Origin of the sequence: Mesorhizobium sp. B2-3-7 (genome assembly GCF_006442695.1) — a bacterium.
In the GTDB taxonomy this organism is placed as follows: Bacteria; Pseudomonadota; Alphaproteobacteria; order Rhizobiales; family Rhizobiaceae; genus Mesorhizobium.
In genome coordinates this window covers 23,694-33,376 of the sequence record NZ_VFVV01000023.1, presented here as the reverse complement: position 1 = coordinate 33,376, position 9,683 = coordinate 23,694, and the positions used below count along the sequence as shown (strand labels likewise).

Sequence of the window (9,683 nt, the reverse complement as noted above, 5' to 3'; positions counted from 1 at the left end):
GTAGGGGAATAGGGGAATAGGGGAATAGGGGAATAGGGGAATAGGGGAAGTATTTCCGGGCGATCTCTTTCCTACTGCCTTACTGCCTTACTGCCCTATTCCCCTACTGCCTTAAATATCAAATGCCTTCGCCGGCGAGTTCTTCCGAAAGCGTACCGACTTGATCCTGGGCGCTGCGCAGCATCGGATAGATGGCAAGGACCTTCTGCCAGGCCTCGAGCGCCGATTGCTTGCGTCCGGTCACGGTCATGATCTGCGCCAGGCCCGACAGCGCGCCGAAATGGCGGGGTTCGAGTTGCAGCGTATGGTCGATGTCGGACATCGACTTGCCGTAGTTCTTCATCATGAAATGCACCGTGGCGCGCCGGTTCCAGCCCTCGGCATAGGCCGGCTGCAAGGTGACCACCTGGTCGAGGAAATCGAGCGCGACGTCGAACTTCTGGTTCTCGATCGCCTTCTGCGACCATTGCATCATCAGGTCGATCGAGGCGCTGCCCGACTGGGACCATTCGCTCCAGATGATGCCGGCGATACGCTCTGCCGCCTTTTCGTTGCGCTCGCGCTTGAGATCGGCAAACAGCTTGTCGAGCCGGGCCTCCCTGTTCATTGCGGGAGGCGGGGCTTGCGGCACTGGCTGGGCATCCGGAGGCGCCGGCTCCGGGGCCGCTTGCACAGCGGCCCGGTCATCGGCCCGAGCCGGCAACGAGACGGCGCTGCAAAAAAGAAGGACCGTCAAAAATGCAAAAAGAATCCGCATCGCCCGAATCTAGTCCCGGGCGGCGGAACGTCAAACTGATTTTAGCGTGAACGGCCGGCGGACCCGACGATAAACACCAACTGCGGAGGCAAAAGCCTCGCGACGAAGCTCAGCCCTGGCGCGCCTTATAGCGGGGGGCGGTCTTGTTGATGATGTAGACGCGGCCCTTGCGGCGAACCAGACGGTTGTCGCGATGACGCGCCTTCAGCGCCTTGAGCGAATTCTTGATCTTCATGGTCTTGCCTGTCGGTGTGGACCCGGTCCGGGTCGAAATTTTAAGGCGCGCCAGAAGACGCGCCTTTGAACTGTGGGTGGCTCATAAACGAGGAGCCTTGTCCGTGTCAACCGCAAGCATGCCCGGTAGCGGAGATGAATGCCCGGTGTCGTCAAATATCCGCAATCGGCCAATGGCTCGGCTCCGGCTGGTATGATGTGGTGGTCGCCACGTGACTTGGGAACGACATGCGCCGAGTTTTCCTGCCCAGTAGCTCGCGGCGTCGAGATTGCTGTCAGGCGCGGCGGCTGATCCGGGTGAAATGGCCCATCTTGCGGCCGGGCCGCGCCTCGGCCTTGCCGTAGAGATGCAACATCAGGTCTGGCTCCGCCAGCAATTCCGGAACGCGCAAGATATCGTCGCCGATCAGGTTCTCCATCACGCAGTCGGAATGGCGTCGCGGGTCGCCGAGCGGCAGGCCGGCCACGGCGCGGATATGCTGCTCGAACTGCGAAACGGTGCAGGCGGCTTCCGTCCAGTGGCCTGAATTGTGGACGCGGGGTGCGATCTCGTTGGCCAGCAGCGAGCCATCGGCCAGCACGAAGAACTCGACGCCGATGACGCCGACATAGTCGAGCGCCGACAGGATCTTCACCGCCGCCGTCCGGGCCGCCTCGGCTGTCCGGGGCGCGATCGCGGCCGGCACGGTCGATGTGTGGAGAATGCCGTTGCGGTGGACGTTCTCGGCCGGATCGTAAGCGGCGACGACGCCATCGATGCCGCGCGCGGCGATGACGGAGACTTCGCGCTCAAAGGAAACGAAGGCCTCGAGGACCAGCGGCACGTTGCCCATGGCCTCGCAGGTGCCGGCGAAGCTGCCGGCTTGCATGTCGCGGAAGACGCGCTGGCCCTTGCCGTCATAGCCCATGCGCCGCGTCTTCAATATGCCGCTGCCGCCAAAGGATTTCAGCGCTGCGGTCAGCTCGCCGTCATTGTCGACCGCGCGGAAATCCGCCGTGGCAATGCCGATGCCGTTGAGAAATGTCTTCTCGGTCACCCGGTCCTGCGCCACATCAAGCGCGCGCGCAGGCGGATAGACCGGCACCTTTGCGGCGAGCGCCTCGGCGGAGGCAACCGGAACGTTCTCGAATTCATAGGTGACGACGGCGCTTGCCTCAGCCAATTCGGCAAGCGCGGCGGGGTCGTCGTAGGCGGCCGTGACCTGACGGTTGGCGACCTGCGCGGCAGGGCAATCCGGCTGCGGCTCCAGCACCACGGTGCGGTAGCCGAGGCGAGCGGCCGCCATTGCCAGCATGCGGCCGAGCTGGCCGCCGCCGATGATGCCGATGGTCGATCCGGCGGGCAGGCTCACGGCGTGTCCGTGGGTTCGGCCGCGACCTTGGCGGTCTGCGAGGCGCGCCAGGCATCGAGCCGCCCGGCAAGCTTGTCGTCGTGGAGCGCCAGAACGGCGGCAGCCAACAGGGCTGCATTGGCAGCACCGGCCTTGCCGATGGCCAGCGTCCCCACCGGGATGCCGGCCGGCATCTGGACGATGGACAGCAGTGAATCCTGTCCCGACAGGGCTTTGGATTCCATCGGCACGCCGAACACCGGCAGCGGTGTCATCGCCGCCGTCATGCCGGGCAGGTGCGCCGCACCGCCCGCACCGGCGATGATGACCTTGTAGCCGGCGGCCTTGGCGCCCTTGGCGAAGTCATAGAGCCGGTCGGGGGTGCGGTGCGCCGAGACGATCAGCCGTTTGTGCGGGATGCCAAGCGCCTCCAGTGTCTCGGCGGCATGGCGCATGGTCGCCCAGTCGGACTGGCTGCCCATGATAATGGCGACGTCGGCGCGTTGATCGTCCAAGCTTCTGCTCCCGGCGACAAAGGCGCGCCTTAGCGGAATTCGGCGGCGGCGGCAAGGATGCGGGGCATTGCCGGTGTTCGGCCGGGAAATCGGCCTATGCCGCAGCCTTGCGGAAGCGGGCGACGAAATCGTCGAGTTCGGGCCGCTCCATGTCGGAGATCGCCCAGTAGGAGAAGGCGCCGTCGCTCCACTGCACCAGCGAAAAGCCGCCCGAGGAAAGATCGTCAGGCTCGCTGACCTTGCCGCCCTGCTGCGGTTCGGCGACCAGCGTGATCAGATGCTCGCGGTGGCGGTAGACAAGTGCCGGCACCGGGCGGCCGGAAATCACCTCGACCCGGCCGCCGATCAGCGCAAAACCGTCCTTGGCAAGATCCGGTGCCGGCGGCGACACGCCGATCCGGGCGTCGAGCCAGGGTTTTACCGTATGGCGATCCGACGAGACGATGTCGATCGGGCTGGCGGCAAGCAGGCTGCGGCGATGGCCGCTGGCGACCGCCGCGGCGAAGCTGTCGGACGCGCCGTTGACCATCACCCATTGCGTTGCCCCGCTGGCCAGCACCGCGCTGATCATGATCGAGGCGGCAAGAGCGCGCCAGTCGAACGAGCCGAAGCGGCGCGCTCGACCTGGTGACAGCCGCGTATCGGCGTTTCGCCTCTGGCCTCCCCCGCCCGGGGCAAGCACCCCCGGGAGCACCGGCGAGCCCTGCTGCGGCTTGGCCGTTCCGCCTGCCGGCTGTGCGGTAGGCGCGGCGCCAATGGCCGCGATGCGCGCGCGAAAGGCGCCGCCGACATCTGGGTGCGGCAGGCGGCTGACCGCGCCCCGCAAGGCCACGATGCGGGCATGCTCTGAGGCAAGCCGCGGATCGGCCGCAATGCGCCGCTCCACCGCAAGCGCGGCCGCTGCATCAAGTTCGCCATCGACGAGGGCGTGGATCATCAGCCTGATGCCTTCCGGATCATTGGGCAGTCCATCGTCATGCATGGTCATGGCGCTCTCCCAGGTCAGACATAAGCAGGCTCCGCGCGCGAGCCAGCCTGGACATCACCGTGCCCATCGGCACGCCGAGCATGGCCGCTATCTCGCGATAGCTGAGGCCGCTGATGTCGCGCAGCACAAGCGTCTCGCGAAACGGCTGCGGCAGGGCTGCTATCGCCGTTTCAAGCGCCACCGTGTCGGCCTTGGCGATCAGGCTTGCCTCCGGACCATATTCGTCCGGCACGCTGATGCCGTGTGCCGCCGCCATCTCGTCGAGATCGCCGAGATCACCGACGGCCAACATGCCGCGCGGCCGGTTGCGCGACATCCAAGTATAGGCGGTGTTGCGCACGATGGTCAGCAGCCAGGCGCGGGCATTGCCGCCGGCATAGCCGGATATGCCCGCATGCGCCTTTATGCAGGCGTCCTGCACGACGTCCTCGGCATCGGCGCCATTGCCGGTCAACCAGCGGGCAAGCGCCAGCGCGTCACCGAGATGAGGCAGCACCACTTCGCTGAAGCGCTCGGCTCCGGCCTTCTCGCTCAAAGCAGCACCATCCGATACTCCACGAGGAACAGGCCGTGCGCTTTCAAGCAATACCGGCGGTCTCGCCCCGCCCGTGCGGGCGAAACCCTCGGCAACAGGCAAAGCCGCCTGCCGGGGCGAAAGTGAATTCATCTGCGTCACCAGTGTCAAGCGCAATGGGAAAGCCGTGCATCATGGGAGAGAGGCCGGTTGAGGTCATGCGCTCCAGCACATGGCGGCCGCCGACGCCGCGGCCATGTTCGCTGTCGTGTTCATGATGACGGACATGCGGATCTCCTCAACGCCTGTAGCGGCCTATGTCGAGGAGACCCGTTGCGGCCGAGATTTATTCCCGCCGCGTACGCATCCGGCTGTTCACAGTCACGTGATCAGCCGGTGCTTTGGGTTCGTTGGTCCGCTTGGCGCTCAATCCGGCCAGCGCAAGGCGCCGGAAGAGACCTTGCGAGCAATCTTCATGGCGTCGGCGGGCCGGTCCTTCGCGGTTAACAGGGCGCGCAGCCGTTCGGCGACGCTCTCCGCCTCTCCGGGATGAAGATTGCAGGGGTCGAGGAAGAAATGGCCGCGTTCGACCTCGTGATTGCGCACGATGATGGGCGGCGATCCACCGGCAAGCGCCGAGGCTAGGCCGGCAGCGGTGAAGCGGCTTTCCGGCAGCACGAAGACCTGCAGGCGGTCGAGCGGGTTGGAGGTCGGGTCGGGAATGATCTCCGCGCCAATGCCCGGGATACCCTGCAGAGCATCCTTCCAAAGGTTGAGGGCGGCCTCTTCGCGCCGGCGGATGCCGGCGTGGTCGCGCTTCTCCCAGGCTTCGAGCGCTGCCATGGTGCCGGCGATACTTTCCTTCCCGACCTTCATGGCGCGGGCGACGCCGCGGTTCTGCAGATAGGCGGCGCGCACCAGATCCTTGCGTCCGGTGACGATGCCGCTGGTCGGGCCGCTCAGGAATTTGTGGCCGCTGTAGATGACGATGTCGGCACCGCGCGCCAGGAAGCCGCGCAGGTCATATTCGGAAGCCGCGTCGACGATCACCGGCACGCCCCTGGCGTGGCAGATTTCACAGAACTCCTCCAGCGACAGCATGCCGTACTGCACGGTGTGATGCGCGACGACATAGAGCCCTGCCGCCGTGCGGTCGTTGATCGCGTCGCGCACATGATAGTCCTGCGTGACGCTGACCGTGCCGGCGGGCACCACCTTGGCGCCGGCAACGCGGACCGACTGGTCGATCGGGGCACCGTAGTTGACGATGTGGCCAAGCTGGATGATCACCTCCGACTTGAGGTCGCCGGTGTCGTCCGGCAGGCGTTCGATGGCGAGCAGGTTGGTTTCCGTCATCGCGCCGGCGATCGCCATGGTGATGCCGCTGGCACAGCAGGCGGTGATGAAGCCGGCCTCGCCACCGGTGAGGCGCGCGACGACGGCGCTTGCGGCGCGCTGCAGATCGTCCATTTCCACCCATTGCGATGCCATTTCAGACATGGCGCTGATCGCTTCAGGCACGATGATCGACGCGCCGAGCGCCGTCATCGTGCCGGAGACGTTGATGATCGGGCGAAGGCCGAGCCGTTCGCGGATCGTGGTGTTGGAGCCGGTGTCTGAATATGTTTTCATGTGAGCAATCCCGTGGATGACAGATCAGGCAGCGATCTCGACGACCGCTTCGATTTCGACGGTGATGTTTCCCGGCAAGGAGCCGACGCCGATCGCCGAGCGGGCATGCCCGCCGATCGTGGCGAAAACGTCGGCGAAAAGATCGGAGCAGCCATTCACCACTTTGGGGTGGTCGCTGAAGGTCGGCGTGGCGTTGACGAAGCCGAGCAGCTTGACGACGCGCACGATGCGGCCGAGATCGCCGGCGGCAGCATGCATGACGGCAAGCAGGTTGAGGCCGGTGAGGCGGGCATGCTGATAAGCCTCCTCCACCGTCACATCCTCGCCCACCTTCCCGGTGCAGAGCGAGCCGTCGGCCCGAAGCGGTCCCTGGCCGGACAGGAAGATCAGCCGGCCGCTCTCGGCATGGGTAACGAAGTTGGCGATGGGCGTCGGCGGCTCGGGCAATGTGAGGCCGAGTTCGGTGAGCCTGGTGTAAGGCGTCATGGAAGAAGGCTCCTTGGGATGGTGTCAACCCTCCAATGTCAGAAATGCGAGGCGCGGAAGCGCGCCAGGAAATTGCGCAGACGCTCATTCTCGGCGTCTGCTGCGAGAATCTCCTTCGGCGGGCCGACCGCGCCGACGCCGCCATCGGCCATGAAGACGATGCGGCTCGAGGCGTCGCGGGCAAAGGCCATCTCATGCGTGACCATCACCATCGTCATGCCGTCCTCGGCGAGGCTGCGCACCACTTCAAGCACCTCGCCGACGAGTTCCGGATCGAGGGCGGAGGTTATCTCGTCGAGCAGCAGGATTTTCGGCCCCATGGCCACGGCGCGCGCAATTCCGACGCGCTGCTGCTGGCCGCCGGAGAGCTCCGCCGGCAGGCTGTCGGCCTTATGGGCAAGACCGACGCGGCCGAGCCAGTGTTCGGCAATCGTGCGCGCCTCCACGGTGCTTTTGCCGCGCACCTTGGTGAGGCCGAGCATGATGTTGCCGGCGGCGGTGAGATGCGGAAACAGGTTGAAGCTCTGGAACACCATGCCGGTCTCGGCGCGCATCGCGGCAAGGTCGCGTTCGCTGCGGCGCTGGCGGGCTCCGGTTTCTCGGAAGCCGACCTCCTTGCCGTCGATGCGGATGGACCCGCTGTCATAGCTCTCCAGGAAGTTGACGCAGCGCAGCAGCGTGGTCTTGCCGCTGCCCGAGGGCCCGATGACCGTCACCACCTCGCCGCGCGCCACGCGCAGGCTGACCGAGCGCAGGACCTGGACGGCGCCAAAGGATTTGGACACATCGCGGATGTCGAGAAGGGCCGGGGCATCGTTCGAGCTTGTGGACATTGCTATTCCCGGATGAAGGAGAAACGCCGCTCCAGCCGCCTGCTGGCAAGCGAAAGCGCATAGTTGACGGCGAAGTAGATGAGGGCGCCAAGGATGTAGAGCGGCATGGCCTCATAGGTGCGGCCGATGACCTGGTTGATGGCCTGCATGAGATCGGTGATGCCGAGCAGCGAGACCAGCGCGCTGCCCTTGACCGCGTCGGTGACGCCATTGATCCAGGGCGGCAGGAAACGCCTGAACGCTTGCGGAAAGATGACATGGGCCAGCCGCTGGCGGAAGGTCAGGCCGATCGCCATTGCCGCCTCCGATTGTCCCTTCGGGATGGAGCCGACGGCGCCCCGGAGATATTCGACGACCTGGGCTGTCTTGAACAAGGTCAGCGCCAGCACGGCAGCCCAGAAGGACGGCAGGTGAAGCCCGACGGCCGGCATCCCGTAGTAGACGAAGAAGATGAGCACCAGGATCGGTATGCCGCGAATAGTGTCGCTGAAGATGCGCACCGCCCAGCGCGCCGGCGCCGGGCCATAGACCAGGCCGACGCCAAGGACGACACCGGCGACGAGCGAGAACGTCACGACCAGCAGCGACACCCAAAGCGTCAGCGCAAAACCCTGAGCCAGGAAAGGCAAGGCGTAGGCGATCTGGCCAAGCATGCTAGTGCACCACCTTGAACCATCGTTCGACGAGCCGGAGCGCGTAAAGCAGGGCGTAGCCGGTCAGCAGATACATCGCCGTCACGACGAGATAGACCTCGACGATGCGGAAGGTGTTGAAGTTGATCCATTGCGCGCCGAAGGTCAGTTCGGGCACCGAGATGACCGAAGCGACGGAGGTGTCCTTGAACAGCGATATGAAAGTGTTGGAAAGCGCCGGCAGCGTGATGCGCAGCATGGTCGGCAGGCGCACATGGAGCAGCCTTTGCCAGGGCGTCAGGCCGATCGCCTTGCCGGCGTCTAGCTGGCCGCGCGGCACCGCTTCGAGACCGGAGCGGAACACCTCGACCAGATAGGCGCCGCTGTAGAGCGCCAGCGTGGCGACGAACGAGGTTTGCGCGCTGTAGGCGATGTCGACCACGGTCGGCAGACCGTAGAAGACGAGATAGACGAGCAGGATCAGCGGCACGTTTCGGATGAATTCGACATAGGCGGCAATGATGCCGCGCACCATGCGTCCGGCCGACACGTACCAGACCGCCAGGACCAGGCCGATGACGATGCCGATGGCGATCGAGATGACGGCGAGCTCCAGGCTGAGCAGCAGACCGCCCCACAGCTTGTCGAAATGCCGCCAGATCAGGTTGAAATTGAGCGCATAACCCATGCGTCGGCCTCAGTGCTCCCGATGTGACGCAAAGCTGGCCGCGTCGCCAGGAAAAAAGGCGGAAGGGTCGGCGCCCTTCCGCCGATGACGTCAGATAACCGGGAAGCCGGGGTGGCGCGCCGGCGGCTCCTGCCCGAAATAGTCCTTGAACGCGGCGTCATAGAGCGCCGTTTCATGGCCGAACATGGCGATGGTGAAGGTCTGGTTGACGAAGGTCAGCCAATCGAGATCGCCTTGCCGGAGCGCCGCGCCATAAAGCATCGAGTACCAGCTCTTGCCGGCATCGAAGTATTTGTCCGGATTGCGCGAGGCGAGCCAGCGCACGGTGGAGAGGTCGACGGCAGCGGCATCGGCACGCTTGGATTCCAATGCCTGCAGCACGTTGGCCTGTGTATCGATCTGCATCACCTGCGCCTCCGGCAAGGCAAAATGCACCGAAGATTCGGCGTCGACATTCTGCAGGATGGAAACGCGCGTCGCGGAGCCTGCGGCAAGCAGCTTGTCGAAGGTCTTGTTCTCGGCGCCGGGCAAAGTCAGCAAGGCGACGCCCTCGACGTAGTAAGGCCTGGAGAAGTTGATCAGCTGCGAGCGCTGCGCGGTCATGGTCATGAACTGGATGGTGATGTCGACCTTGTTCGTCGTCACGTTCGGAATGCGCTGCGCCGGGTCCTGCATGACAAACTCGACCTTGGCCGGGTCATCGAACAAGCCCTTTGCCAGGATGCGCCCCATGGTGATGTCCATGCCGACGAGTTCGCCGGCATCGTTCTCGAAATGCCATGGCGCATTGGTGCTTCCGGTGCCGACAATCAATTTGCCGCGCTCCAGCACGGTGCGTAGCAAGCTATCGGGCGCAGCCTGCGCCGCCGCCTTCTGGACGTCGACCGTTGCCGCCGCGCTCATGACGCCGGCCGTTGCCAGTCCGGCCATGCCCAGTTTCAGAAAATCACGCCTTTTGGATGTGTCGTCCACAGCGACCTCCTTTCGTGTTGTGTTCCCCTACGCACAGGCAATACGCGCACCCGGATCGTTACAGAAATTGTCTCTTACAAGGGACGGGTGTATCCTGTACA

General features: G+C 64.8%; 12 protein-coding genes. All 12 read right to left on the bottom strand.

Annotation, left to right across the window (positions count from 1 at the left end):
* Positions 1–118: 118 nt before the first annotated feature.
* The 12 genes from FJ940_RS28290 to FJ940_RS28235 all read right to left on the bottom strand — a co-directional run bounded on the left by FJ940_RS28290 (position 119) and on the right by FJ940_RS28235 (position 9,582).
* Positions 119–757 carry a hypothetical protein gene (locus FJ940_RS28290; RefSeq protein WP_140658583.1) on the bottom strand — a complete coding sequence of 213 codons (639 nt, stop codon included), beginning with the start codon at positions 755–757 and terminating at the stop codon, positions 119–121.
* Positions 758–866: 109 nt separating this feature from the next.
* A complete protein-coding gene (gene ykgO, locus FJ940_RS28285; protein WP_125004464.1) occupies positions 867–992 on the bottom strand; it encodes a type B 50S ribosomal protein L36 in 126 nt (41 codons plus the stop codon).
* Between the two features lie 274 nt (positions 993–1,266).
* On the bottom strand, positions 1,267–2,343 hold the full coding sequence (locus FJ940_RS28280) for a 5-(carboxyamino)imidazole ribonucleotide synthase (RefSeq protein ID WP_140658581.1): 1,077 nt from the start codon (positions 2,341–2,343) through the stop codon (positions 1,267–1,269).
* Positions 2,340–2,837: a 5-(carboxyamino)imidazole ribonucleotide mutase gene (purE, locus tag FJ940_RS28275; RefSeq protein ID WP_140658579.1), complete on the bottom strand. Its 498-nt coding sequence runs from the start codon at positions 2,835–2,837 to the stop codon at positions 2,340–2,342. Before purE ends, FJ940_RS28280 begins: the two co-directional genes overlap by 4 nt.
* A 94-nt stretch (positions 2,838–2,931) precedes the next feature.
* On the bottom strand, positions 2,932–3,825 hold the full coding sequence (locus tag FJ940_RS28270; RefSeq protein ID WP_140658577.1) for an anti-sigma factor: 894 nt from the start codon (positions 3,823–3,825) through the stop codon (positions 2,932–2,934).
* Entirely contained in the window at positions 3,812–4,360 is a 549-nt protein-coding gene (locus FJ940_RS28265; RefSeq protein WP_140658575.1) for a sigma-70 family RNA polymerase sigma factor, read from the bottom strand. The genes FJ940_RS28270 and FJ940_RS28265 overlap by 14 nt, the downstream gene beginning before the upstream one ends.
* A 405-nt stretch (positions 4,361–4,765) precedes the next feature.
* Positions 4,766–5,971 carry an aminotransferase class V-fold PLP-dependent enzyme gene (locus tag FJ940_RS28260; protein WP_140658573.1) on the bottom strand — a complete coding sequence of 402 codons (1,206 nt, stop codon included), beginning with the start codon at positions 5,969–5,971 and terminating at the stop codon, positions 4,766–4,768.
* A gap of 24 nt (positions 5,972–5,995) precedes the next feature.
* Entirely contained in the window at positions 5,996–6,457 is a 462-nt protein-coding gene (locus FJ940_RS28255; protein ID WP_140517593.1) for a RidA family protein, read from the bottom strand.
* A gap of 38 nt (positions 6,458–6,495) precedes the next feature.
* Positions 6,496–7,290 carry an amino acid ABC transporter ATP-binding protein gene (locus FJ940_RS28250; protein WP_140517594.1) on the bottom strand — a complete coding sequence of 265 codons (795 nt, stop codon included), beginning with the start codon at positions 7,288–7,290 and terminating at the stop codon, positions 6,496–6,498.
* Between the two features lie 2 nt (positions 7,291–7,292).
* Entirely contained in the window at positions 7,293–7,943 is a 651-nt protein-coding gene (locus tag FJ940_RS28245) for an amino acid ABC transporter permease (protein WP_140500483.1), read from the bottom strand.
* Between the two features lies 1 nt (position 7,944).
* A complete protein-coding gene (locus tag FJ940_RS28240) occupies positions 7,945–8,610 on the bottom strand; it encodes an amino acid ABC transporter permease (protein ID WP_140500485.1) in 666 nt (221 codons plus the stop codon).
* A 90-nt stretch (positions 8,611–8,700) separates the two neighbouring features.
* A complete protein-coding gene (locus FJ940_RS28235; RefSeq protein ID WP_140500486.1) occupies positions 8,701–9,582 on the bottom strand; it encodes a transporter substrate-binding domain-containing protein in 882 nt (293 codons plus the stop codon).
* Positions 9,583–9,683: the final 101 nt, after the last annotated feature.

What these genes read in the sequence shown, in the direction of transcription:
- FJ940_RS28290 (WP_140658583.1), bottom strand. Translation starts at nt 757, where the DNA reads ATGCGGATTCTTTTTGCATTTTTGACGGTCCTTCTTTTTTGCAGCGCC.
- ykgO (WP_125004464.1), bottom strand. Translation starts at nt 992, where the DNA reads ATGAAGATCAAGAATTCGCTCAAGGCGCTGAAGGCGCGTCATCGCGAC.
- FJ940_RS28270 (WP_140658577.1), bottom strand. Translation starts at nt 3,825, where the DNA reads ATGACCATGCATGACGATGGACTGCCCAATGATCCGGAAGGCATCAGG.
- FJ940_RS28260 (WP_140658573.1), bottom strand. Translation starts at nt 5,971, where the DNA reads ATGAAAACATATTCAGACACCGGCTCCAACACCACGATCCGCGAACGG.
- FJ940_RS28255 (WP_140517593.1), bottom strand. Translation starts at nt 6,457, where the DNA reads ATGACGCCTTACACCAGGCTCACCGAACTCGGCCTCACATTGCCCGAG.
- FJ940_RS28250 (WP_140517594.1), bottom strand. Translation starts at nt 7,290, where the DNA reads ATGTCCACAAGCTCGAACGATGCCCCGGCCCTTCTCGACATCCGCGAT.
- FJ940_RS28245 (WP_140500483.1), bottom strand. Translation starts at nt 7,943, where the DNA reads ATGCTTGGCCAGATCGCCTACGCCTTGCCTTTCCTGGCTCAGGGTTTT.
- FJ940_RS28240 (WP_140500485.1), bottom strand. Translation starts at nt 8,610, where the DNA reads ATGGGTTATGCGCTCAATTTCAACCTGATCTGGCGGCATTTCGACAAG.